This window comes from Mesorhizobium sp. NFR06 (genome assembly GCF_900115245.1).
Classification (GTDB): Bacteria; Pseudomonadota; Alphaproteobacteria; order Rhizobiales; family Rhizobiaceae; genus Mesorhizobium.
Genome location: NZ_FOVT01000001.1, coordinates 102,519 through 124,212 on the forward strand (window position 1 = coordinate 102,519; position 21,694 = coordinate 124,212).

At 64.3% G+C, this 21,694-nt stretch carries 27 protein-coding genes; 21 read left to right on the forward strand and 6 right to left on the reverse strand.

What is annotated here, in order from left to right:
• Positions 1-115: 115 nt before the first annotated feature.
• A complete protein-coding gene (locus tag F3H96_RS00515; protein WP_149789986.1) occupies positions 116-1,324 on the reverse strand; it encodes a beta-ketoacyl-[acyl-carrier-protein] synthase family protein in 1,209 nt (402 codons plus the stop codon).
• 4 nt (positions 1,325-1,328) lie between these two features.
• Positions 1,329-1,583 carry an acyl carrier protein gene (locus F3H96_RS00520; protein ID WP_149789987.1) on the reverse strand — a complete coding sequence of 85 codons (255 nt, stop codon included), beginning with the start codon at positions 1,581-1,583 and terminating at the stop codon, positions 1,329-1,331.
• Between the two features lie 205 nt (positions 1,584-1,788).
• On the opposite strand from F3H96_RS00520, the gene F3H96_RS00525 reads away from it, so the two are divergent.
• From F3H96_RS00525 to F3H96_RS00545, 5 genes are read left to right on the forward strand one after another with little or no spacing between them, the layout of a single operon-like run.
• Positions 1,789-2,655 carry an urease accessory protein UreD gene (locus F3H96_RS00525; RefSeq protein ID WP_149789988.1) on the forward strand — a complete coding sequence of 289 codons (867 nt, stop codon included), beginning with the start codon at positions 1,789-1,791 and terminating at the stop codon, positions 2,653-2,655.
• Between the two features lie 22 nt (positions 2,656-2,677).
• Positions 2,678-2,980 (forward strand): urease subunit gamma, encoded by a 303-nt coding sequence (locus F3H96_RS00530; protein ID WP_149789989.1) that lies wholly within the window; start codon positions 2,678-2,680, stop codon positions 2,978-2,980.
• A 12-nt stretch (positions 2,981-2,992) separates the two neighbouring features.
• Complete coding sequence (locus tag F3H96_RS00535; protein WP_149789990.1) at positions 2,993-3,247, forward strand: DUF1272 domain-containing protein; 255 nt, start codon at positions 2,993-2,995, stop codon at positions 3,245-3,247.
• Between the two features lie 26 nt (positions 3,248-3,273).
• On the forward strand, positions 3,274-3,867 hold the full coding sequence (locus F3H96_RS00540; RefSeq protein WP_149789991.1) for a HupE/UreJ family protein: 594 nt from the start codon (positions 3,274-3,276) through the stop codon (positions 3,865-3,867).
• Positions 3,868-3,874: 7 nt separating this feature from the next.
• Complete coding sequence (locus F3H96_RS00545) at positions 3,875-4,180, forward strand: urease subunit beta (RefSeq protein WP_149789992.1); 306 nt, start codon at positions 3,875-3,877, stop codon at positions 4,178-4,180.
• 20 nt (positions 4,181-4,200) lie between these two features.
• Here the strand turns inward: F3H96_RS00545 and F3H96_RS00550 are convergent, their stop codons facing one another.
• Positions 4,201-4,686: a hypothetical protein gene (locus tag F3H96_RS00550; RefSeq protein WP_149789993.1), complete on the reverse strand. Its 486-nt coding sequence runs from the start codon at positions 4,684-4,686 to the stop codon at positions 4,201-4,203.
• Between the two features lie 114 nt (positions 4,687-4,800).
• On the reverse strand, positions 4,801-5,169 hold the full coding sequence (locus F3H96_RS00555) for a hypothetical protein (RefSeq protein WP_149789994.1): 369 nt from the start codon (positions 5,167-5,169) through the stop codon (positions 4,801-4,803).
• A gap of 164 nt (positions 5,170-5,333) precedes the next feature.
• Between F3H96_RS00555 and ureC the strand changes: the two genes are divergently transcribed.
• The 8 genes from ureC to F3H96_RS00595 all read left to right on the forward strand — a co-directional run bounded on the left by ureC (position 5,334) and on the right by F3H96_RS00595 (position 11,571).
• Complete coding sequence (gene ureC / locus F3H96_RS00560; RefSeq protein WP_188131278.1) at positions 5,334-7,049, forward strand: urease subunit alpha; 1,716 nt, start codon at positions 5,334-5,336, stop codon at positions 7,047-7,049.
• 33 nt (positions 7,050-7,082) lie between these two features.
• Positions 7,083-7,517 carry a hypothetical protein gene (locus F3H96_RS00565; RefSeq protein ID WP_149789996.1) on the forward strand — a complete coding sequence of 145 codons (435 nt, stop codon included), beginning with the start codon at positions 7,083-7,085 and terminating at the stop codon, positions 7,515-7,517.
• Positions 7,518-7,542: 25 nt separating this feature from the next.
• Entirely contained in the window at positions 7,543-8,304 is a 762-nt protein-coding gene (locus tag F3H96_RS00570) for a glutathione S-transferase family protein (RefSeq protein ID WP_149789997.1), read from the forward strand.
• Between the two features lie 70 nt (positions 8,305-8,374).
• Positions 8,375-8,938 (forward strand): urease accessory protein UreE, encoded by a 564-nt coding sequence (locus F3H96_RS00575; RefSeq protein WP_149789998.1) that lies wholly within the window; start codon positions 8,375-8,377, stop codon positions 8,936-8,938.
• On the forward strand, positions 8,931-9,602 hold the full coding sequence (locus tag F3H96_RS00580; RefSeq protein WP_149790626.1) for an urease accessory protein UreF: 672 nt from the start codon (positions 8,931-8,933) through the stop codon (positions 9,600-9,602). The genes F3H96_RS00575 and F3H96_RS00580 overlap by 8 nt, the downstream gene beginning before the upstream one ends.
• Positions 9,599-10,039 carry a DUF3995 domain-containing protein gene (locus tag F3H96_RS00585; protein ID WP_149789999.1) on the forward strand — a complete coding sequence of 147 codons (441 nt, stop codon included), beginning with the start codon at positions 9,599-9,601 and terminating at the stop codon, positions 10,037-10,039. Before F3H96_RS00580 ends, F3H96_RS00585 begins: the two co-directional genes overlap by 4 nt.
• Positions 10,036-10,668 carry an urease accessory protein UreG gene (gene ureG / locus F3H96_RS00590; RefSeq protein WP_149790000.1) on the forward strand — a complete coding sequence of 211 codons (633 nt, stop codon included), beginning with the start codon at positions 10,036-10,038 and terminating at the stop codon, positions 10,666-10,668. Before F3H96_RS00585 ends, ureG begins: the two co-directional genes overlap by 4 nt.
• Before the next feature lie 135 nt (positions 10,669-10,803).
• The gene (locus F3H96_RS00595; RefSeq protein WP_149790001.1) at positions 10,804-11,571 is read left to right on the forward strand and encodes a class II aldolase and adducin N-terminal domain-containing protein; all 768 of its coding nucleotides are present in this window, start codon (positions 10,804-10,806) and stop codon (positions 11,569-11,571) included.
• Positions 11,572-11,647: 76 nt separating this feature from the next.
• Here F3H96_RS00595 and F3H96_RS00600 read toward each other — a convergent pair whose 3' ends face one another.
• The gene (locus tag F3H96_RS00600; protein ID WP_149790002.1) at positions 11,648-12,280 is read right to left on the reverse strand and encodes an HAD family phosphatase; all 633 of its coding nucleotides are present in this window, start codon (positions 12,278-12,280) and stop codon (positions 11,648-11,650) included.
• A 206-nt stretch (positions 12,281-12,486) separates the two neighbouring features.
• On the opposite strand from F3H96_RS00600, the gene F3H96_RS00605 reads away from it, so the two are divergent.
• Positions 12,487-13,446, forward strand: coding sequence for a sugar-binding transcriptional regulator (locus F3H96_RS00605; protein WP_149790003.1), 960 nt, complete (start codon positions 12,487-12,489; stop codon positions 13,444-13,446).
• A gap of 39 nt (positions 13,447-13,485) precedes the next feature.
• On the opposite strand, the gene F3H96_RS31475 is transcribed toward F3H96_RS00605, so the two are convergent.
• Positions 13,486-13,617, reverse strand: a complete 132-nt coding sequence (locus tag F3H96_RS31475; protein WP_280177765.1) for a hypothetical protein — start codon at positions 13,615-13,617, stop codon at positions 13,486-13,488.
• Between the two features lie 164 nt (positions 13,618-13,781).
• Between F3H96_RS31475 and F3H96_RS00615 the strand changes: the two genes are divergently transcribed.
• The 7 genes from F3H96_RS00615 (at position 13,782) to F3H96_RS00645 (ending at position 21,679) form a co-directional block, all read left to right on the forward strand.
• The gene (locus F3H96_RS00615) at positions 13,782-14,690 is read left to right on the forward strand and encodes a LysR substrate-binding domain-containing protein (protein WP_149790005.1); all 909 of its coding nucleotides are present in this window, start codon (positions 13,782-13,784) and stop codon (positions 14,688-14,690) included.
• Between the two features lie 172 nt (positions 14,691-14,862).
• Positions 14,863-16,173 carry a sugar ABC transporter substrate-binding protein gene (locus tag F3H96_RS00620; RefSeq protein WP_149790006.1) on the forward strand — a complete coding sequence of 437 codons (1,311 nt, stop codon included), beginning with the start codon at positions 14,863-14,865 and terminating at the stop codon, positions 16,171-16,173.
• Positions 16,174-16,316: 143 nt separating this feature from the next.
• On the forward strand, positions 16,317-17,189 hold the full coding sequence (locus F3H96_RS00625; RefSeq protein ID WP_149790007.1) for a sugar ABC transporter permease: 873 nt from the start codon (positions 16,317-16,319) through the stop codon (positions 17,187-17,189).
• A 209-nt stretch (positions 17,190-17,398) separates the two neighbouring features.
• The gene (locus tag F3H96_RS00630) at positions 17,399-18,223 is read left to right on the forward strand and encodes a carbohydrate ABC transporter permease (RefSeq protein WP_149790008.1); all 825 of its coding nucleotides are present in this window, start codon (positions 17,399-17,401) and stop codon (positions 18,221-18,223) included.
• A 46-nt stretch (positions 18,224-18,269) separates the two neighbouring features.
• Positions 18,270-19,274: an ABC transporter ATP-binding protein gene (locus F3H96_RS00635; RefSeq protein ID WP_149790009.1), complete on the forward strand. Its 1,005-nt coding sequence runs from the start codon at positions 18,270-18,272 to the stop codon at positions 19,272-19,274.
• Positions 19,271-20,041: an L-iditol 2-dehydrogenase gene (locus tag F3H96_RS00640; protein WP_149790010.1), complete on the forward strand. Its 771-nt coding sequence runs from the start codon at positions 19,271-19,273 to the stop codon at positions 20,039-20,041. The genes F3H96_RS00635 and F3H96_RS00640 overlap by 4 nt, the downstream gene beginning before the upstream one ends.
• Before the next feature lie 159 nt (positions 20,042-20,200).
• Positions 20,201-21,679 carry a mannitol dehydrogenase family protein gene (locus tag F3H96_RS00645; RefSeq protein ID WP_149790011.1) on the forward strand — a complete coding sequence of 493 codons (1,479 nt, stop codon included), beginning with the start codon at positions 20,201-20,203 and terminating at the stop codon, positions 21,677-21,679.
• The last annotated feature ends 15 nt before the right edge of the window (positions 21,680-21,694 follow it).

A 21,694-nucleotide genomic window follows, 5' to 3' on the forward strand; every position in this document is an offset into this window, starting at 1 on the left:
TGGCGCCGGGCGGCGCTCGTGGCGGGCGAAAAAAGAATTAGGACCCTGGCCGGCCGGGATCAATACGCCGGCAAGCGGCCTGCCATGCACATTTCAGGCAGCCAGCCGGCTGTGATCAGACCGCCTTGAAAGCCAGCACCGCATTGGTTCCGCCGAAGGCAAAACTGTTGCTCAGCGCCGCGCGCACCTTGCGCTCGCGCGCCACGTTCGGCGTCACGTCGAGGTCGCATTCAGGATCGGGCTCGCGGTAATTGGCGGTCGGCGGCACGATGCCGTCGCGGATCGCCATCACGCAGGCGATCATCTCCAGCCCGCCGGACGCGCCGAGGCAATGCGCATGCATCGATTTTGTCGACGACACCGAAAGCGAACCGGCATGCTCGCCGAAGACGCGTTTGATCGCAGCGGTCTCGATCTGGTCGTTGGCCTTGGTGCCGGTGCCATGCGCATTGAGGTAGTCGACATCTTCCGCATTGAGCCCGGCATCGGCCAGGCAGAAGCGCATCGCCGCTTCCGGGCCCTCGACGGTCGGCGCGACGATGTCGGACGCGTCGGCCGAAAGGCCGATGCCGGCGATCTCGGCCAAAATGGTGGCGCCGCGCGCCATCGCGTGATCGTAGCTTTCCAGCACTGCCATGCCGGCGCCTTCGCCGAGCGAAAGGCCCTGGCGGTCGGCCGAGAAGGGGCGGCACGTATCGGGCGAGAGCACCCGCAGTGCCTCCCAACCCTTGAGCACGCCCCACACCAGCGGCGCCTCGGTGCCGCCCGCGACCACCACGTCGGCGCGGCCGAGCCTGATCTGGTCGACCGCCGAGGAAATAGCATGGTTGGCCGACGAGCAGGCCGAGGTGACGCCGAAGACCGGTCCGCGCAAGCCGAGACTCATGCTCACCTGGCCGGCTGCCGCTCCCGGCATCACTTTCGGCACGGTGAAGATGGCGGCGCGGTTGCGCCCCTCGACCAGGATTGCGCGATAGTTCTCCTCGATGGTCTCGAAACCAGCGACACCGACGCCGATGACGGCGCCCATCCGGTAGGTGTTGTCGGCATGCGTCGTCAATCCGGACTGTCGCATGGCCTCGCGGGCCGCGATCACCGCCAGCAGGCTGAAGCGGTCCATCGACACCAGCTGCTTGCGGTCGATGCCATGGTCCGGTAATGCCTTGATTTCGCAGCCGACTTTGACCTTCAGGTCATGCAGAAACGGGTTCTCGATCGCGCCGATCGCCGAGCGGCCGGCGCGCATGGCATCCCACATTGCCGGCACATCGTTGCCGAGCCCGCAAATCCCGCCGATGCCGGTGATGACGACGCGTTTTTGCATGCAGTCAGGCTTTTTTCGCGATCAGTTCGCGAACCGCCTCGACCATGTCGCCGACGTTCTTGAGATTGCTCCAGGCGTCGACGGTGTTCATCTCGATCTCGACGCCATATTTTTCCTCGAGGTCGAAGATGATCTCCGTCAACTCCAGCGAATGGATGCCAAGCGTGTTGAGATCGGTGCTGGTGGTGATCTCTTCGCCGCCAGTATCGGCATGCGCTTTAATCTTTTCGATGATCTCGGTCGTCAGCTGGTCAGCCATTCGGTTCCTTCCCTGTCGTTTGCCGACCCCAACCGATCAGCGCCCTTTTTTTGATCCCCGGATCCAATAAACGCCGTTGCCCTTACCTCGCCAGGCATCGCGCGACCGCTCCAAGGTGGCTTCCCTCTATAGAAACCGAAACGATGTCAAGCAACAAGCGATATATCGACAAAGCCGCTGGAGTGCTTAACCTGGGATCGTGGACATGATCGACAACACCCGACCCGCCTTGCCTGCCGCGCAACGAGTTGCCGGGCTAGGCAGGCTTTTCTGCGGCAAAAGTGACGGCCGGACGCGCTTGCAGCGGCTTTACCAGGACGGATCGGCCAAGATCCGCTTGCCGGCCGTGCAAGGCGATCCGCTCGAGGTGGTGCTGATCAACACCGCCGGCGGGCTGACCGGCGGCGACCGTCTCGGCTGGACCATCGAGGTTGGCGCTGACGCCTCTGCCTCCATCACCACCCAGGCCTGCGAGAAGGTTTATCGCGCCGCCGACGACAGGGCCGAGACTAGCGTCGGCCTGCGGGTCGGTCGGGGCGGCCGCATAGCCTGGCTGCCGCAGGAAACCATCGTTTTCGACCGGGCCGCCTTCGCCCGCACTCTGGATGTCGAGCTCGCGCAGGATGCCGAGGCATTGCTGCTCGAGGCCACGCTGTTCGGCCGGCTTGCGATGGGCGAGCGGATGGTTCAAGGCAGTTTCCATGACCGCTGGCGGGTTCGCCAGGGCGGTGCGCTGATTCATGCGGAGGATTTCCGGGTCGGCCCGGACATCGCGGCCTCGCTCCGGCGGCCGGCGGCGACCGGCGGCGCGCTTGCCGTCGCCACGCTGCTGCTCGTCTCGCCGCAAGCGGAAAGCCTGCTGGAGCCGGCCCGCGCCATCGTCGGTGGCCCCGTTGACGGTGCCCCCGTCGTCGGTGGTTGGGGCGGCGCCAGTTTCTGGAGCGTCGGCCGATCTGGCAAGCTTCTTGCGAGGCTCTGTGCCGGCGACGGTTACCAGCTCCGCAAGCGGCTGGTCCCGCTCGTCGAACTGCTCAATGGGCGGGCGGGCCTGCCTAAATTGTGGTCACTCTGATTTCGATTGCCGGGATATCTGCATGAACCTGACGCCGCGTGAAAAAGACAAGCTCCTCATCGCCATGGCGGCGATGGTGGCGCGCAAGCGGTTGGAGCGTGGCGTCAAGCTGAACCATCCGGAGGCCATCGCCTTGATCACCGACTTCGTCGTCGAAGGCGCGCGCGATGGTCGTCCGGTCGCCGAGCTGATGGAGGCGGGAGCGCATGTCCTCACCCGCGCCCAGGTCATGGACGGCATCGCCGAGATGATCCACGACGTCCAGGTCGAAGCGACGTTTCCCGACGGCACCAAGCTGGTGACCGTGCATGAACCAATCAGGTGAGGAGAAAGACCGATGCTGGAGCTCAGGCCCAATTGCGAATGTTGCGACAAGGATCTGCCTCCCGAGGCGACCGACGCGCTGATCTGCACCTTCGAATGCACCTTCTGCGCCGACTGCGCGGACAATGTACTGGGCGGCGTCTGCCCGAATTGCGGCGGCAATTTCTCGCCGCGGCCGATCCGGCCGGCGGCCAAGCTGGCGAAATATCCGCCATCGGCCAGGCGCGTGCTCAAGGCCGAAGGCTGCGGTCCGCGCAAGGCCGCTTAACCGGGTCAATTGGAAAGGGCAGAAAGATGATCCCCGCTTCGACGAAACGAACCGCTCTCGCCGCGATCCTTTTGCTGGCAGCCGCCATGCCGGCCTACGCTCATGTCGGCGTCGGCGCGACCTCGTCCTTCGCCGCCGGTTTCGCGCATCCGCTGTCCGGCCTCGACCACATGACGGTCATGATCGCCGTCGGCCTGTGGGCGGCGCTGAAGGGCGGCAAGGCGATCTGGGCCTGGCCGCTCGCCTTTGTCGGCGTGATGCTGGTCGGCGGCGCGCTCGGCATGCTGCATGTGCCGTTGCCGTTCGTCGAACCAGCAACCCTTGCCTCCGTAGTGGCGCTCGGCCTGCTGCTGGGGCTGGTGGTCGACTTGCCGGTCGCGTCGGGTGTGGCCATCATCGGGCTGTTCGCGCTCTTCCACGGCCATGCGCATGGCACCGAAGTGCCAGAGAATGCCGGCGGCCTGGAATATATGGCCGGCTTTGCCGCCACCACGGCGCTGCTCCATGGCGTCGGCATTGCCGCCGGCCTCGGGCTCGGCCTGCGCTTTCGCAGCCTGGCGCGCGCCGCCGGTGCCGCTTGCGCGGTGGTCGGCGTCGGCCTCGCCCTCGGCGTTCTGTGAGGGCGCGATGATCCCCGGCGAAGTCATTGCGGCCAAAGGCGAGATCGAGCTCAACAAGGGCCGGCCGACCGTCACGCTCAAGGTCGCCAACACTGGCGACCGTCCGATCCAGGTCGGCAGCCACTATCATTTCTTCGAGACCAATGAGGGCCTGAAATTCGACCGCGAGCGGGCGCGCGGCATGCGGCTCGATATCGCCGCCGGCACCGCCACGCGCTTCGAGCCGGGACAGGAGCGCGATGTCACGCTGGTGCCGCTCGGCGGCAAACGCGAGGTCTATGGGTTCCAGCAGAAGGTTATGGGCAAGCTGTGACGTCCGCCGAGGCGCTCAAATCACTTCGGCGGCTTGGCGGCCGCGTAGATGACGATCTTACCGGGACTGTCGAACTCGACCGCGAGCACGTCCTCGGCCAGAACGCGTCGCGAATCGATCGCGTTGAAGAGCAAGGCATTCGCCTCGATCTCCTGGCGCAGTTCGGCCACATCGTCCTGGTGCTGCTTGACCTTGTTCTCGATAGCGGGCGGCGGCCCGCCTTCGCTGCGCGCCGCATCGGTCAGGAACACGATGTCGACCGTGTCGAGCTTGGTGATCTTGCGCACCGTGCCGATGTTTTCGCGGGTGCGGTCGATGGCCGTGATGACCTTTCCGGCCTCGGTTTTCGAGGATGTCTCTTCCTGCCGGATGTTCGAATCGACAATGACCGAGGCGGCCTTGTCATTGGCCAGAGGTTGCACCGGGAACGCGGCCCGCGGCGCGGCCAGAACGAGCGCGGCGGCAATCGCTGGGACATATCTTCCAAGGCGCGGGGCATTCGCCATCGCTCGCTCCCGGCTGTACTCGTGGCGGTGCGAAAGAAACGAAACGTCCCTGCTTGGCCGGAGGTTCCCCTAAAACGGCCGGCGGACCGCAGAGCGGCCCGCCTTGGCGTGCGATCAGCTCGCCTTCTTGGTGATCAGCGTCAGCGCGCCGTTGGGCTGCATGCTGGCGGCAATCACTTGCGCCGAGCTCATGCCCTTGGCCTCGAGCGCGGACTTCACCTTGGGCGTCGCGTCGATCGACTTGCGCAATGTCTGCAGGCCGGCATCGCCGCGCTGCGCCACGATCTGGTTGACCTGCGTCTGCGCGTCCTTGGGCAGTTCGGTGATGTCGACCACGTTGACGCTCTGGATCGCCGGCGCGGCAGGCTGGCTCTTCGGCGCTGCCGGCGCCGGGCTGGGCTGCGGCGTTGTCTGCTGCTGAGCGCTCGCGGCTCCGACGAGCATCAGGGTGGCGGCTGCGGTGAAGAATATCGTTCTGCGCATGGATGTTCCTTCCATCGGTTTGGCAAACGGTCATTTCGGGCTGACTCGCCCACCTCAACCGCCAAATGGGAGCGCAAGGTGTCGTCGAGCGGGTCATTGCGTGACCATTGGATGGCGACAATGTGCAAACCGCGCTCAATCAACCTGTATTCCGGGAGCAATCGCTGATGGCCAGGATAACCCGTGCCGCTTATGCGCAGATGTATGGCCCGACGGTCGGCGACAAGGTGCGGCTCGCCGACACCGAATTGTTCATCGAGGTCGAGAAGGATTTCACCGTCCACGGCGAAGAGGTGAAGTTCGGCGGCGGCAAGGTCATCCGCGACGGCATGGGCCAAAGCCAGGTCACGCGGGCCGAGGGCGCGGTCGATACCGTCATCACCAACGCGCTGGTCGTCGATGCCCTGACCGGCATCGTCAAGGCCGATATTGGCTTGAAGGACGGCCGTATCGCGGCCATCGGCAAGGCCGGCAATCCCGACACGCAGGATGGCGTCACCATCATCATCGGCCCGGGTACCGAGATCATCGCCGGCGAAGGCAAGATCCTCACCGCAGGTGGCTTCGACGCGCATATCCACTTCATCTGCCCGCAGCAGATCGAGGAAGCGCTGATGAGCGGCATCACCACCATGCTCGGCGGCGGCACCGGTCCGGCGCACGGCACCTTGGCCACCACCTGCACGCCCGGCCCCTGGCACATGGCGCGCATGATACAGTCCTTCGACGCGTTCCCGATGAATATCGGCCTGTCGGGCAAGGGCAATGCCTCGCGGCCGGCCGCGCTTGAAGAAATGGTGCTGGCCGGCGCCTGCTCGCTGAAGCTGCATGAGGACTGGGGCACAACGCCTGCCGCCATCGACTGCTGCCTGTCGGTCGCCGACGTCTATGACGTGCAGGTGATGATCCACACCGACACGCTGAACGAATCGGGCTTCGTCGAGAACACGGTCGCGGCGATCAAGGGCCGCACGATCCACGCCTTCCACACCGAGGGCGCCGGCGGCGGCCATGCGCCCGACATCATCAAGGTCTGCGGCCTGCCCAACGTCATCCCGTCGTCGACCAATCCGACCAGGCCCTACACCGTCAACACCTTGGCCGAGCATCTCGACATGCTGATGGTCTGCCACCATCTGTCGCCGTCGATCCCCGAGGACATCGCCTTCGCCGAAAGCCGCATCCGCAAGGAGACGATCGCCGCCGAGGACATCCTGCACGACATCGGCGCCTTCTCGATCATCTCCTCCGACAGCCAGGCCATGGGTCGGGTCGGCGAGGTGGCGATCCGCTGCTGGCAGACCGCCGACAAGATGAAGCGCCAGCGCGGCGCGCTGCCCGACGAGACCGGCGACAACGACAATTTCCGCGTCCGCCGCTACATCGCCAAATACACCATCAACCCGGCCATCGCACATGGCCTGTCGAAGGAGATCGGTTCGGTGACGGTGGGAAAGCGCGCCGATCTGGTGTTGTGGAATCCCGCCTTCTTCGGCGTCAAGCCGGAGATGGTGCTGGTCGGCGGGACGATCGCGGCCGCCCCCATGGGCGACCCCAACGCTTCGATCCCGACGCCGCAGCCGATGCACTACCGGCCGATGTTCGGCGCCTATGGCAAGGCGCTGACCAACTCATCGGTGACGTTCGTCTCGAAGGCCGCCTTCGACGCCGGCCTGCAGGGCAGGTTGGGTGTCGAAAAGGCAATGGTCGCGGTGGAAAACACGCGCGGCGGCATCGGCAAACATTCCATGGTGCTCAACGACGCCACGCCGCATGTCGAGGTCGACCCCGAAACCTACGAGGTGCGCGCCGACGGGGAGCTCCTGACCTGCGAGCCGGCGACGGTGCTGCCGATGGCGCAGCGGTACTTTCTGTTTTAGGATTGATGCGCCCACAAAAGTATCGGACGCATCATGAATGAACAAAAGAAGTTGGCGTTGATTTCCAGGCTGGGCGCGCTGCGGGAATACAATGGCGGCGTCGCCCCGCTCGTTATGCCGCTGGTTACACTGGAAGAGTACTTCGAGGGGGCTGAAGGTGAAGCCGGATTGCTGTGCAACAGCCCGGAAGAGCCGGACAACGATACGATTCTCGCGAAATTCCAAGCGGTGCGAAAAAGACCCGAGGTTCACGACGTTCGCATAGCAATCGTGCAGTGTGATGATGGAGAATGGCCATTCTCGGATAAGGTGGTCATCACAACGCGCGCCAGCGAAGAAGACATCGTCAGCTGGCTACCATCGGGGTTTGAACCGGACGAAATGTGGCTAGGCGATGTAGATGACCTACCCGCCGAGCAAGTCGAGGTTCCGGCGGGCTACCGAAAGCTATGGCTCTGGTATGACTAACCGAAACGATCGGGTCGGTTCATAGATGGCCACTGAAATCGCCTCTCCGCACGACATCTTCCCGCATATCCGCATCGTCATGGGCATGGTGATCGGCCTTGGCGTCACCCGGCTGCTTTCGGGGACCGCCCGCATCGTCCAGCATCCCGGCCAGTACCGCCTCTATGCGGTGCATCTCGCCTGGGTCGGTTCGGTGCTTTTGATGCTGGTGCATTTCTGGTGGTGGGAGTTCGGCCTCTACGCCATCGAGAGCTCGCCGGAGGCGTTTGCGCTGAACCCGTCGGGCAAGGTGCCGATCCTGATCGACGGCGACCTCAAGGTTACCGACTCGGCGGCGATCTGCGTCTATCTGGCGGACAAGAATGCGGAGCATGGCATGGGCGCCAATCCCGGCCTCGCCGGCCGCGCCGAGATGGATTCCTGGATGCATTTCGCCCAGAGCGAGCTGGAAGCGCCGCTTTGGAACAAGTTGCGCCATCGTTTCCTGCTGCCCAAGGCGGTCCGCGTTGATGTCGGGCCAGCCGCGGCCTATGACTTCGCATCCGAAATAAAGGCGTTGGACCGCCGGCTCGGTGACAGGCTTTTCGCGCTCGGCGCGCGCTTTTCGGCCGTCGACGTCCTGCTCGGGGACATGGGCGGCTGGGCCCGCGCCGGACGGTTTGCGATCGAGTCCGAACGGGTAAATACCTATTTCGACCGTGTGCTGTCGCGACCCGCCCGGGCAAGGGCGCAAGCCAATGCATCGGCCCGAAAATCGGAATCGATTTTCGGAAAGCACGATGCATAGATGCAAAAGTGTTAGAGCGTCCTTTGCGCGTCCATGAGGACGCGCTGCGCTCTAATGGTGGAGCCATGAAATGAAACTCAACATCACAACCGATTTCACCAAATTCCCGCGCGCCGTCTCGGTTGTTCCAGCCGGCGGGGCCGGATCGACGGCGCCTTACGACAAAGCGGTGCTCGCCCATGACGAGCGGCATCTGCGCCGTCGCGCCATCGAAACCGCCGGCGGCGAAAAGGTGCTGGTCGACCTGCCCGAGCCGGTAGCGCTTGGCAATGGCGACCGGCTGGTGCTGGAGGACGGCCGCCAGATCGAGATCGTCGCCGCGCCGGAGGAAGTCTACGACATTCGTGCCCGCGATGGCGTGCATCTGACGGAACTGGCCTGGCACATCGGCAACCGCCACCTAGCCGCGGCGATCGAGCCGGACCGCATCCTCATCCTGCGCGACCATGTCATCAAGGCCATGCTGGAAGGCCTGGGCGCCACGGTGAATGAGGTCTTCCAACCGTTCAGCCCGCTGCGCGGCGCCTATTCCGGCCATGGCCACGACCATAGCCATGATCACCATGCGCATGATCATCATGGTCACGACCATCACGATCATCATCACTCGCACGACCACGGTCACCATGATTGAACAGCGATCCGGCATGGCGCTACTGCGGCTGATGGCCTGGCTGTCGCCGTCCTTTCCCGTTGGTGGCTTCTCTTACAGCCATGGTCTCGAGCGCGCCGTGCATGACGGGCTGATCGCCGATCGCGAAGATCTTGGCGGCTGGCTGGAGACGCTGGTCGAGATGGGTTCCGGCTGGAACGACGCGGTGCTGTTTGGCGAAAGCTGGCGGCGCGCGCATGGCGGCGGTGATCTCGACGAGGTCGCCGCGCTCGCCGAAGCGCTCGCCGGGTCGCGGGAACGACATATGGAAACCATGCTGCAGGGCGCGGCCTTTCTCCAGGCGGCCGCCGCCTGGCCGTGTCCGGTTCTGGAGCGCCTACCTGAGGATTGCCCCTATTGCGTCGCCATCGGGGCGGTCGCCGGCAGTCACTGCTTCGATTTGGCGGAGGCGCTGTCCGCCTTCCTGCAGGCCTTCTTCTCCAACCTCGTGCAGGCGGCGATCCGGCTCGGTGTGATCGGGCAGACAGACGCAACGGCATTGTTAGCCGGCTTTGAGCCATTGGCGCTCGCGACAGCGGCCCGGGCCGCGAACTCCTCGCTCGACGATCTCGGCGGCGCGGCCTTGATGTCCGACATCATGGCGATGAGGCATGAAACCCAATATTCGCGTCTGTTCCGCTCATGACCATTCTTGCCTTCGCCCTTTCTGTCGTGCTGCTCCTGATCACCACGCTGCATGTCTATTGGGGCATCGGCGGCATCTGGCCAGGGACTGACGCAAAATCCTGCGCGCACGCTGTTGTCGGCTTTCGCGGCGTGGACGAGATGCCGTCGTCATTCGCGAGCTTCGCCGTCGCAGCTTGCCTCGCGCTCGCGACGCTCTGGCCGCTGGCGCTGGCTTGTGTCTTTGCCACGCCCTTTCCAAGGGAAGGCCTGGCCGCCACGGCGTTGATGATCGGCCTTGTCTTTCTCGGCCGCGGCATCGCCGGCTTCACGCCCTTGTGGCGCCGGCTCGCGCCCGAGCAGCCTTTCGCGCGGCTCGACCAGCGCCTTTATTCGCCGCTCTGCCTGTTGATCGGGCTGGGCTTCGCAATCCTTGCCATCATGGAGTTTCCGGCATGACGTCGAAAAACGGTCCCCTTCGCATCGGCATCGGCGGCCCTGTCGGTTCCGGCAAGACAACGCTCACCGAAAAGCTCTGCAAGGCGCTGCGGGACGACTTCTCCATCGCCGTCGTCACCAACGACATCTACACCAAGGAGGATGCGCTGATGTTGGCGCGCCTGCAGGCGCTGCCGGAGGAGCGCATCGTCGGCGTCGAGACCGGCGGCTGCCCGCACACGGCCATCCGCGAGGATGCCTCGATCAATTTGCGCGCCATCGCCGAACTGAACAAGAAATTCCCCGACCTCGACATCATCTTCATCGAATCCGGCGGCGACAATCTCGCCGCCACCTTCTCGCCCGACCTTGCCGACTTGACCCTCTACGTCATCTCGGTCTGCCAGGGCGAGGAGATCCCGAGAAAGGGCGGCCCGGCCATCACCCGTTCCGATTTCCTCATCATCAACAAGAGCGATCTGGCGCCCTATGTGAACGTCAACCTGGACGTCATGGAGGCCGACGCTGCCCGCATGCGCGGCAAGCGGCCGTTCGGCTTCACCGATCTGTCGCGCGGCAAGGGCCTCAAGGAGGTTATCGATTTCATCGTCGAGCAGGGCGGACTGCAATCGGCTCGCTCGGCCGCCTGAGGGCGGTCTGACCCATTAGTTTGCGGTTGCTGGCAGCGGCCGTGCACGGCATTGTCTGGGGCAATTCCGGGAAAAGTGCGCAGCGGTTTTCCGTCCGGAATTGCGTAGAACAAGACCCAAGCGGAGGATTTCTCGATGAGCCTTGCCCGCCTGCATAAGGAACCGCTGAGCAACCTGCCCTATTACGAGGAGCGGGTCGATCTTGCCGCCGCCTTCCGCTGGACGGCGCGGCTCAACATGCACGAGGCGGTGGCCAACCACTTCTCGCTGTCCGTCAACGAGGAAGGCACCAAGTTCCTCATGAACCCGAACCAGGTGCATTTCTCCCGCATCAAGGCAAGCGACCTGCTCTTGATCGACGCCAACGATCCCGCAACGCTGTCCGGTCCCAATGCGCCCGACCCGACCGCCTGGGGACTGCACGGCGCCATCCACCGCAACGTGCCGCATGCGCGCTGCGCCATGCATGTCCATTCGATCCACGCCACCGTGCTCGCCTCGCTGGCCGATTCGACGCTGCCGCCGATCGACCAGAACTCTGCCATGTTCTTCAACCGCCATGTCGTCGACGCCAATTATGGCGGGCTGGCCTTCGAGGAAGAGGGCGAGCGCTGCTCGCAGCTTCTCACCGATCCCAAGGTCAAGGTGATGGTCATGGGCAATCACGGCGTGATGGTCATCGGCGACACCGTCGCCGACACCTTCAATCGCATGTTCTATTTCGAGCGCGCCGCCGAGACCTATATCAAGGCGCTGTGGACCGGCCGTCCGCTGCGCACGCTCTCCGACGAGATCGCCGAGAAGACCGCGCGCGAAATGGACGATTATCCCGGCCAGGCCGAGCGTCATCTTGCCGAACTGAAAGCGATCCTCGACGAGGAAGAGCCGGTCTACCGGAACTGAGCTGCCATTCCCTCGCCCCGTTCACGGGGAGTTGAGGCAGGCGGATGAAGGGCGGAGCCGACCTTGGTGGTTGCGTTCAGAGTCCGAGTTCTCTGCGCAATTCCTCGGCGCTGTTGATTGCGATGGCACCTGGCGGGCCTTCCATCGGCGCTTCCGGCCAGAAGATCGTCTTCATGCCCGCCGCCAGCCCGGCCATGGCGCCGGTGCGGCTGTCGTCGACCGCGACCGCATCCGCCGGATCGACGCCGGCCAGATAGGCCGCGCGCAGGAAAGGCTCAGGGAACGGCTTGCCTTCGATAACGTCATTGCGGCTCACCGTGCGCATGCCGGGGTAGGTGAGCCCGACGGCGGTGAGATTGGCGTCGACGATCAGCCGGTCGGAATTGGACACCACCGCCTGCTCGACCCCGAGCGCCCGCAATTCGTTGAACACTTCGATGGCGCCGGGCCGCGGTTTGAGCGTTTCGGCGAGCGGCAGGTAGTGATCGTATTTGCGCACGATCCAGTCGTCGAAGGGCAGGCCGAGGCCGAACTCGTCGCGCAGCATCTCGTAGACCGGCCACGCGGCGACACCAAGGACGCGCTGGTGCAGGTCGACCGGTGGAGCGACGCCGACGCTGCGCAGCGCCGCCACCAGCGCTGCCTCATGCAGCGGCTCGCTGTCGACCAGCGTCCCGTCCATATCCCAGAAAACGGCTTTCGGCGTCATGCGAGACTCCCTTCGCCGATCCCCTTAATGGGTTTCCCGGTCGAGATAAACCGCCCCGGCGGCAAATGATTGGCGGCGCGACGAATTGATCCGTCGGGCGCCCGTCAAGCTTCCAAGCAATTGCTCTTTCGATAGACAATTGCGCGCTGGCGTAATCGCTGTAAGCTATGGTGCTCGTGTATATCGCGCGGGCCGGGAGGCAAAAAGTGAATTCGCGACAGGAGACTGGCAGCACCAGGTTGGACGACGCCGCGCGCGCCGGCTGGCTTTATTATGTTGCCGGCAACACGCAGGACCAGATCGCCGCCAAGCTAGGCATCTCCAGGCAGACCGCGCAGCGGTTGGTATCGCTGGCCATGTCGGAGGGCCTGATCAAGGTGCGGGTCGATCATCCGATCGCCAACTGCCTCGATCTTGCCGCGCGGCTGAAGTCACGCTTCGCGCTCGATCTTGTCGAAGTGGTGCCGAGCGACCCGACGTCGAATTCGACGACGATCGGCATCGCCGAGGCGGCTGCGGCCGAGATCGAACGCCGGCTGCGCTCGGAGGCGCCGATCGTTATGGCGATCGGCACCGGGCGCACGCTGAAGGCGGCGATCGAGCAACTGCCGCCGATGGAGTGCCCGCAGCACAAGGTGGTGTCGTTGACCGGCAACATCTCGCCCGACGGTTCGGCGGCCTTTTACAACGTCATTTTCACGATGGCCGACCGCGTCAAGGCGCGCTCCTTCCCGATGCCGCTGCCGGTCATTGCGTCCTCGCCCGCGGAACGCGAGATGCTGCTCAACCAGCCGATGATCCAGCCGACGCTGGCGCTGGCGGCGGAAGCCGACGTCACCTTCGTCGGTATCGGCGACCTCGGCCCCAAGGCGCCGCTCTATGAGGACGGCTTCATTTCGGAAAGCGAGTTGAAGGCGCTGCAGAAGGCCGGCGGCATCGCCGAGATCGTCGGCTGGGTGTTCGACCGCGAAGGTCGCATGATCGAGGGCATCACCAACGACCGCGTCTCCTCGGCGGCGCTGCCGTCGCGCGAAAGGTCGCTGGTCATTGCTTTAGCCATGGGCGAGCGCAAGCTGCCGGGCATCCTGGCGGCCGTCAACCGGCGGCTGGTCAACGGCCTCATCACCGATGAACGGACGGCTGAAGCCCTGCTTGCCGGCGCATGATCGAGCCGAACGCTGCGCCCGACCGATAAAAAGCGCCGGCTATAGGGAGCGGCCGCGCGGATCGTTGCCGTCGAGAAAGCCCATGTCGCGCTGCAGATGCTCCGGCAATTCCCGGACATTGACATAGCCGCGTCTGCGGCCCGAAAACCGTGAGAACTCCCGGGCCAGCATGAAAAGCCAGCCTCGTACCGGGGTTGAAACGAGTTTTTCGTGGACCGTGACCATGATCGTCAGCCTTCGCCATGCTTGAACTGGATTGATCGTCGACCCCAAATATCGGGTTGGCCGGTTCGTGCTTCCAATTAAACCTCGATCATGACCCATAAGGAGGCCTTATGCCCGATCTGAGCTCTCCACAGCTTGCGCCGCTGCCGCCGCTGCAGGCGATCCGGGTGTTCGAAGCGGTGGCCCGGCACCTGTCCTTCACCAAGGCGGCGCAGGAACTCGGCATGACGCAGGCCGCGGCCAGCTACCAGATCAAGGTGCTCGAGGAGCGCATCGGCGCGCCGCTGTTCCTGCGCAGACCGAGGCAGATCGAATTGACCGAGCCCGGCCAGCGCCTGGCGCCTGCCGTCAGCGAGGCCTTTTCCATTCTCGGGCAAGCCTATGCCGCGGCGCGCGGCGGCGCCGACGGCCTGCTCTGCGTCACCACGGTGCTCACCTTTGCCTCGAACTGGCTGGCGCAGCATCTGGGCGCCTTCCAACTCGCTCACCCGGCACTTGCCGTGCGGCTCGACACCTCGAGCCGCCTGACCGATTTCGCGCGCGAGGATGTCGACCTTGCCATCCGTTCCGGCGGCGGCAAGTGGCCGGGCCTGGAGGCGCATAAACTGCTCGACGCCGATTTCACGCCGATGCTCAGCCCGAAGCTTGCGGCGAGCATCGGCGGCGTCAAGGAGCCGGCCGACCTGTTGCGCCTGCCGATCCTCGATCCGGGCGACATCTGGTGGGCGCAATGGTTCGAGGCCGCCGGCGTCGGCGCGCACGACCTCGCCAAACGGCCCGGCTCCAGCATGGGCGCGCAGGCCTATGAGGCGAACGCGGCGATGGCCGGCCACGGCGTTGCCATCCTGACCAGGGCGCTGTTCAAGAACGAGATCGCCGATGGCCGCCTGATCCAGCCTTTCGACCTGGTCGGCGATGACGGCCATGCCTATTGGCTGGTCTATCCGACGGCGCGCCGCAACGTGCCGAAGATCCGTGCCTTCCGCGACTGGATCCTGGCCGAGATCGCCTGCCCGTAAGCGGGCTGCCCAGGCTTCTATCCTAAAGATATCTCCCGCATCGCCGGATCGGGTTCACGTAGCCGCATTTCTGCTGCGCTGCAGCATCGATTCCGCTTGACATAAATCACGCCAAGTGAGTAATTGCCCAAAGCAAAGGCAAATGCTCATCTTGGTTTATGGGAGGAATTTGATGAAACTTCGCACGCTCACCCTGGGCCTGTTGTCGGCCAGCGCCCTCGCTTTCGCCGCGCATGCCGAATCCATCACCATCGCCACCGTCAACAATGGCGATATGGTCCGCATGCAGAAGCTGACCGACGACTTCACCAAGGCTAACCCCGACATCCAGCTGAACTGGGTGACGCTTGAAGAGAACGTGCTGCGCGAGCGCGTCACCACCGACATCGCCACCAAGGGCGGCCAGTACGACGTCATGACCATCGGCACCTACGAGGTTCCGATCTGGGCCAAGCAGAGCTGGCTCCTGCCGCTCGACAAGCTCGGCGACGACTACGACGTCAAGGACATCATCCCGGCCATCGCCGGCGGCCTTTCGGTCGACGGCAAGCTCTATGCCGCGCCCTTCTATGGCGAGAGTTCCTTCGTCATGTACCGCAAGGATCTGATGGAGAAGGCCGGCTTGAAGATGCCCGACGCGCCGACCTGGGACTTCGTCAAGCAGGCCGCCGACAAGATGACCGATCGCGCCAACGGCGTGAACGGCGTGTGCCTGCGCGGCAAGGCCGGCTGGGGCGAGAACATGGCCTTCCTGACCGCCATGTCGAACTCCTTCGGCGCCCGCTGGTTCGACGAGAACTGGAAGCCGCAATTCGACCAACCGGAATGGAAGAACACGCTGCAGTTCTATGTCGACCTGATGAAGGCCGACGGTCCGGAAGGCGCTTCCTCCAACGGCTTCAACGAAAACCTGGCGCTCTTCCAGCAGGGCAAGTGCGGCATGTGGATCGACGCCACCGTCGCGGCGTCCTTCGTCTCCGATCCGAAGGCCTCGCAGGTCGCCGACAAGGTCGGCTACGCGCTGGCGCCCGACAACGGCCTCGGCAAGCGCGGCAACTGGCTGTGGGCGTGGTCGCTCGCGATCCCGGCCGGCACCCAGAAGGCCGATGCAGCCCAGAAGTTCGTCTCCTGGGCTACCAGCAAGCATTATGCCGAACTGGTCGCCTCGAAGGAAGGCTGGGCAAATGTTCCGCCCGGAACGCGCTCCTCGCTCTACGCCAATGCCGAGTACCAGAAGGCAGCGCCCTTCGCCAAGATGACGCTGGACTCCATCAACGCCGCCGACCCGACGCATCCGACCGTCAAGCCGGTGCCCTATGTCGGCGTGCAGTTCGTCGCCATTCCTGAGTTCCAGGGTCTCGGCACCACCGTCGGCCAGCTCTTCTCGGCCGCCCTTGCCGGCCAGTCGAGCGTCGACGATGCGCTGAAGCAGGCCCAGGACGCGGCCACCGCGGCGATGACCGAGGGCGGCTACATCAAGTAAGGCTCCTCCCGGCGCCGAAGGCCGGTCGCCTATCGTGACCGGCAAGCGGCCGCCCGAAACCCAGTTCGGGCGGCCACTTTTCAAAATCGGGAAAATTCTGGCACGACACTGAAAATCCGGCTGACCTTGGGAGGGTGACCGTCATGGCTACTCAGCAAACCCGTTCGCTTGCCCGTTTCATGATGGCGCCGTCGGTGGTGCTGCTGTTCGTCTGGATGATCGTGCCGCTGCTGTTTACGCTGTGGTTCTCTTTCCAGCAGTACAACCCGCTCAACCCGATCCGCGACGGCTTCGTCGGTTTCTCGAACTACGCGCTGTTCTATTCCAACCCGGCCTTCCTGCAGTCGATCCTCAACACGCTCGCCATCGTCGTCAGCGTGCTGGTCATCACCGTGGTCGGCGGCATTCTGCTCGCGCTGCTCATCGATCAGCCGATGTGGGGCCAGGGGATCGTGCGTATCCTGGTGATTTCGCCCTTCTTCGTCATGCCGCCGGTCGCCGCGCTGGTGTGGAAGAACATGATCATGCATCCGCAATACGGTGTCTTTGCCGACATTGCGCGCTTCTTCGGCGCCGAGCCCATCGATTGGTTCGGACAGCATCCGCTGACCGCCATCATCATCATCGTCGCCTGGCAATGGCTGCCCTTCGCGACGCTGATCCTGCTGACATCGCTGCAGTCGCTCGACGGCGAGCAGAAGGAGGCGGCCGAGATGGACGGCGCCGGGTTCCTCAGCCGCTTCATCTATCTGACGCTGCCGCACATGTCGCGCGCTATCACCGTGGTCATCCTGATCCAGACGATCTTCCTGCTCTCGGTCTATGCCGAGATCCTGGTCACCACCAATGGCGGTCCGGGCTACGCCTCCACCAACCTGCCCTTCCTCGTCTACCAGAAGGCGTTGCTGGAGTTCAAAATCGGCCAGGCGTCCGCCGGCGGCGTCATCGCTGTCATTCTCGCCAACATCGTCGCCTTCTTCGCCATGCGCGCCGTCGGCAAGAACCTGGACAAGTAAGGGGGTGAGACGATGCCACGTGCGCTGAACAACCCCCACTCCGTCCCGCTGCGCGGGACACCTCTCCCCCTGCCGGGGGTAGAGGAAACGCCTGCATCGAAGCCGCGCCTTTCCTCTACCCCGTCGATCGGGGGAGAGGTGGTTTGCGCAGCAAACCGGAGTGGGGGTCGACCCTGCCGCCAACACCGCCGATACGGGAGGACCTGACCATGGCACGCGCAGTCACCACCCAGCACAAGACCATCGCCACGGCCGCGGCCTGGATCGTCGCCCTGCTGATCTTCTTTCCGATCCTCTACACGATCATCACCTCGTTCAAGTCGGAACAGGAAGCGATCCAGGGCTTCAACCTGATCCCTTCCGGAACCTTCGAGAGCTATACCGAGGTCCAAGCGCGAAGCGGCTACTTCAAGTTCTTCTTCAACTCGGTGCTGCTCTCGGTCGGCTCGACCATCCTGGCCTTGCTCGTCGCCATCCCGGCGGCATGGTCGATGGCGTTTTCGCCGACCAAGCGAACCAAGGACATCCTGATGTGGATGCTGTCCACCAAGATGATGCCGGCGGTCGCGGTGCTGTTCCCGATCTACCTGATCTTCCGCGACTCAGGGCTGCTCGACAGCCGCATCGGCCTGATGATCATGCTGATGCTGATCAACCTGCCGATCGTGGTGTGGATGCTCTACACCTACTTCCGCGAGATCCCGGGCGAGATCCTCGAAGCGGCGCGCATGGACGGCGCCTCGCTGTGGAACGAAATCATCTACGTGCTGACGCCGATGGCCGTGCCGGGCATTGCCTCGACCATGCTCTTGAACATCATCCTGGCCTGGAACGAGGCGTTCTGGACGATCCGGCTCACCACCACCAACGCCGCGCCGCTGACGGCCTTCATCAGCTCCTTCTCCAGCCCGCAAGGCCTGTTCTGGGCCAAGCTCTCGGCCGCCTCGACGCTGGCGATCGCGCCGATCCTGATCATGGGCTGGTTCAGCCAGAAGCAGCTGGTGCGCGGCCTGACCTTTGGCGCCGTGAAGTAGCAAGACCGCAAACGGCGGACGACGAAAATACCCCCGGGAGGAAACCATGGGAAACATCACGCTCCACAACGTCTCCAAGTCCTTCGGGTCGACGACGATCATTCCGAACATCGACCTCAACATCGAGGATGGCGAGTTCGTCGTGTTCGTCGGTCCGTCCGGTTGCGGCAAGTCCACGCTGCTCAGACTGATCGCTGGACTGGAGGACACCAGCGGCGGCACCATCAGCATCGACGGCCGCGACGTCACCGGCGAAGCGCCGGCCAAGCGCAAGCTTGCCATGGTGTTCCAGTCCTACGCGCTCTACCCGCATATGACCGTCGCCAAGAACATCGCCTTTCCGCTGAAGATGGCGGGCGAGGACCAGGCGACGATCGACAAGAAGGTGAAGGACGCCGCGCGCATCCTGAACCTCACCAACTATCTCGAGCGCCGGCCCGGCCAGCTTTCCGGCGGCCAGCGGCAGCGCGTCGCCATCGGCCGCGCCATCGTGCGCCAGCCCTCGGCCTTCCTGTTCGACGAGCCGCTGTCCAACCTCGACGCGGCACTGCGCGGCACCATGCGGCTGGAGATCAGCGAGCTGCATCACCAGCTGAAGACGACGATGATCTATGTCACCCACGACCAGGTCGAGGCCATGACCATGGCCGACAAGATCGTCGTCCTCAACGCCGGCAACATCGAGCAGGTCGGCTCGCCGATGGAGCTCTACAAGACGCCTAAGAACCTCTTCGTCGCCGGCTTCATCGGCTCGCCCAAGATGAACATGATCCAAGGCGCGCCGGCGGAAAAATACGGCGCCAAGACCATCGGCATCCGGCCCGAGCATCTCAACATCTCGACCTCGGCCGGCGACTGGAAGGCGACGGTCGGCGTTGCCGAGCACCTCGGCTCCGACACCTTCCTGCACGTCCAGGCGGACGGCATCGGCACCGTCAATGTCCGCGCCGACGGCGAGGTTGCGGTCAAGCATGGCGACACCGTCTATCTGACACCCGACAGGACCAAGCTCCATCGCTTCGGCACCGACGGCAAGGCGCTGGCGCAGTGAGGCTGGAGGGCAAATCGGCGCTGATCACCGGATCGGCGCGCGGCATCGGCAGAGCCTTCGCCGAAGCCTATGCGCGCGAAGGCGCGACGGTGGCGATCGCCGACATCGACCTGGAAGCAGCGGAAGCGACGGCGAAGGCGATCGGTTCCGCCGCTTACGCGGTTAGGCTCGACGTCACCGACCAGGCCTCGATCGAGGCGGCGGTGAAGGCGGTCGAGGCAAGGACCGGCGGCCTCGACATCCTGATCAACAACGCCGCGATCTTCGACCTCGCGCCGATCGTCGAGATAACAAGGGCGAGCTACGAAAAACTGTTCTCCGTCAATGTCGCCGGCACGCTGTTTATGCTGCAGGCGGCTGCCCGTTCGATGGTCGCGCGCGGCCGGGGCGGCAGGATTATCAACATGGCGAGCCAGGCCGGCCGGCGCGGTGAGCCGCTGGTCGCGGTCTATTGCGCCACCAAGGCCGCCGTCATCTCGCTGACGCAGTCGGCTGGGCTCGACCTCATCAAGCACCGCATCAACGTCAACGGGATCGCGCCTGGTGTCGTCGACAGCGACATGTGGGACCAGGTCGACGCGCTGTTCGCCAAATACGAGAACCGGCCGAAGGGTGAGAAGAAGCGCCTGGTCGGCGAAGGTGTGCCTTACGGCCGCATGGGCAAGCCAGAGGACCTCGCTGGCATGGCCGTGTTCCTGGCCAGTGACGAGGCCGAATACATTGTCGCCCAGACCTACAATGTCGACGGCGGACAATGGATGAGCTGACGGGCTGCGTTGAGGGGAGGCGCTTCTCTCTTTCCTCCGGAGAAGACGCCGCGGGGCAGGTGAGGGGCGGCATGCTGGAACACCAGTACCGCCCCTCACCGTCGCTCCCCTAAGGAGGCGGAACAGTCGGGCTGCGGATCGGCCAAAGGGTAAAATGAGATGACCGTGAAACTCTCCTCTTCGAACCTCGCCAGGCTCCCGGCCAAGGTCGCCGGGCCGAAATATGACCGCTCCGCCCTGAAGGCGGGCATCGTCCATTTCGGCGTCGGCAACTTCCACCGCTCGCACCAGGCGGTCTATCTCGACGATCTGTTCGGCACCGGAGAGGGTCACGACTGGGCGCTGATCGGCGCCGGCGTGTTCGAAGGCGAGAAGATCGGCCGCGCCAAGCTGCAGGAACAGGATTGGCTGACCACAGTGGTCGAGCAGGACCAGGGCCACATGAGCGCCCGCGTGACCGGCGCCATGATCGATTTCCTAACACCTGGTGACGCGGCCGCGATCATCGACCAGCTCGCCGATCCGGCCATCAGGATCGTGTCGTTGACCATCACCGAGGGCGGTTATTTCATCGACCCGGCCTCGGGCAAGTTCAACCCGGCCCATCCCGACATCGTCGCGGATGCGCAACCGGGAGCGGTGCCGAAAACCGTCTTCGGCATCATCCTTGCCGGGCTGCTGCGCCGGCGGGCCGACGGCATCGTGCCGTTCACCGTCATGTCCTGCGACAACATCCCCCACAACGGCCATGTCACCTCCGACGGCGTCATCGGCCTTGCCCGGCTGATCGACGAGGACCTGGCCAACTGGGTCGGCGACAAGGTCGCCTTTCCGAACGGCATGGTCGACCGCATCACGCCGGCGACCACCGATCGGGAACGCAAGATCCTCGCCGACGATTTCGGCCTGGAGGACAACTGGCCGGTGTTCTGCGAACCGTTCAAGCAATGGGTGCTGGAAGATCATTTCACCGCCGGCCGCCCGGCGCTGGAGAAGGTCGGCGTGCAATTCGTCAAGGATGTCTCGCCCTACGAGCTGATGAAGATCCGCATCCTCAATGGCGGCCATGCGACGATCGCTTATCCGGCCGGGCTGATGGACATCCATTTCGTCCATGAAGGCATGCAGGAACCGCTGGTGCGCGCCTTTCTCTCGAAGCTCGAGCATGACGAGATCATCCCGACCGTGCCGCCCGTGCCGGACACCGACCTGGAGGACTACTACCAGCTCATCGAGCGCCGCTTCTCCAATCCCAAGATCGGCGACACCATCCGCCGGCTCTGTCTCGACGGCTCCAACCGCCAGCCGAAATTCATCATCCCGACAATCGCCGACCGGCTGAAGGCGGGCAAGGGCGTCGCCGGCCTCGCGCTGGAATCGGCGCTCTGGTGCCGCTACTGCTTCGGCACCACGGACAGCGGCGCCGTCATCGAGCCGAACGACCCCAGTTGGGACCGCATGCAGGCGACCGCCGAGGCGGCGAAGGACGATCCGAAGGCCTGGCTGGCGATGGAGGACATCTATGGCGATGTCGGCCGGTCACCCGTCTTCGCCGCGGCCTTCGCCCATGCCTTGAAGGTCCTGTGGGCGAACGGCGCGCGTGAAACCTTGACACGCTATCTCGCCGGCAAGCTCTGAAGTGCGCTGAGATCA

What these genes read in the sequence shown, in the direction of transcription:
- F3H96_RS00515 (WP_149789986.1), bottom strand. Translation starts at nt 1,324, where the DNA reads ATGCAAAAACGCGTCGTCATCACCGGCATCGGCGGGATTTGCGGGCTC.
- F3H96_RS00520 (WP_149789987.1), bottom strand. Translation starts at nt 1,583, where the DNA reads ATGGCTGACCAGCTGACGACCGAGATCATCGAAAAGATTAAAGCGCAT.
- F3H96_RS00525 (WP_149789988.1), top strand. Translation starts at nt 1,789, where the DNA reads ATGATCGACAACACCCGACCCGCCTTGCCTGCCGCGCAACGAGTTGCC.
- F3H96_RS00530 (WP_149789989.1), top strand. Translation starts at nt 2,678, where the DNA reads ATGAACCTGACGCCGCGTGAAAAAGACAAGCTCCTCATCGCCATGGCG.
- F3H96_RS00535 (WP_149789990.1), top strand. Translation starts at nt 2,993, where the DNA reads ATGCTGGAGCTCAGGCCCAATTGCGAATGTTGCGACAAGGATCTGCCT.
- F3H96_RS00540 (WP_149789991.1), top strand. Translation starts at nt 3,274, where the DNA reads ATGATCCCCGCTTCGACGAAACGAACCGCTCTCGCCGCGATCCTTTTG.
- F3H96_RS00545 (WP_149789992.1), top strand. Translation starts at nt 3,875, where the DNA reads ATGATCCCCGGCGAAGTCATTGCGGCCAAAGGCGAGATCGAGCTCAAC.
- F3H96_RS00550 (WP_149789993.1), bottom strand. Translation starts at nt 4,686, where the DNA reads ATGGCGAATGCCCCGCGCCTTGGAAGATATGTCCCAGCGATTGCCGCC.
- F3H96_RS00555 (WP_149789994.1), bottom strand. Translation starts at nt 5,169, where the DNA reads ATGCGCAGAACGATATTCTTCACCGCAGCCGCCACCCTGATGCTCGTC.
- F3H96_RS00565 (WP_149789996.1), top strand. Translation starts at nt 7,083, where the DNA reads ATGAATGAACAAAAGAAGTTGGCGTTGATTTCCAGGCTGGGCGCGCTG.
- F3H96_RS00570 (WP_149789997.1), top strand. Translation starts at nt 7,543, where the DNA reads ATGGCCACTGAAATCGCCTCTCCGCACGACATCTTCCCGCATATCCGC.
- F3H96_RS00575 (WP_149789998.1), top strand. Translation starts at nt 8,375, where the DNA reads ATGAAACTCAACATCACAACCGATTTCACCAAATTCCCGCGCGCCGTC.
- F3H96_RS00580 (WP_149790626.1), top strand. Translation starts at nt 8,931, where the DNA reads ATGATTGAACAGCGATCCGGCATGGCGCTACTGCGGCTGATGGCCTGG.
- F3H96_RS00585 (WP_149789999.1), top strand. Translation starts at nt 9,599, where the DNA reads ATGACCATTCTTGCCTTCGCCCTTTCTGTCGTGCTGCTCCTGATCACC.
- ureG (WP_149790000.1), top strand. Translation starts at nt 10,036, where the DNA reads ATGACGTCGAAAAACGGTCCCCTTCGCATCGGCATCGGCGGCCCTGTC.
- F3H96_RS00595 (WP_149790001.1), top strand. Translation starts at nt 10,804, where the DNA reads ATGAGCCTTGCCCGCCTGCATAAGGAACCGCTGAGCAACCTGCCCTAT.
- F3H96_RS00600 (WP_149790002.1), bottom strand. Translation starts at nt 12,280, where the DNA reads ATGACGCCGAAAGCCGTTTTCTGGGATATGGACGGGACGCTGGTCGAC.
- F3H96_RS31475 (WP_280177765.1), bottom strand. Translation starts at nt 13,617, where the DNA reads ATGCTGGCCCGGGAGTTCTCACGGTTTTCGGGCCGCAGACGCGGCTAT.
- F3H96_RS00615 (WP_149790005.1), top strand. Translation starts at nt 13,782, where the DNA reads ATGCCCGATCTGAGCTCTCCACAGCTTGCGCCGCTGCCGCCGCTGCAG.
- F3H96_RS00620 (WP_149790006.1), top strand. Translation starts at nt 14,863, where the DNA reads ATGAAACTTCGCACGCTCACCCTGGGCCTGTTGTCGGCCAGCGCCCTC.
- F3H96_RS00625 (WP_149790007.1), top strand. Translation starts at nt 16,317, where the DNA reads ATGGCTACTCAGCAAACCCGTTCGCTTGCCCGTTTCATGATGGCGCCG.
- F3H96_RS00630 (WP_149790008.1), top strand. Translation starts at nt 17,399, where the DNA reads ATGGCACGCGCAGTCACCACCCAGCACAAGACCATCGCCACGGCCGCG.
- F3H96_RS00635 (WP_149790009.1), top strand. Translation starts at nt 18,270, where the DNA reads ATGGGAAACATCACGCTCCACAACGTCTCCAAGTCCTTCGGGTCGACG.
- F3H96_RS00645 (WP_149790011.1), top strand. Translation starts at nt 20,201, where the DNA reads ATGACCGTGAAACTCTCCTCTTCGAACCTCGCCAGGCTCCCGGCCAAG.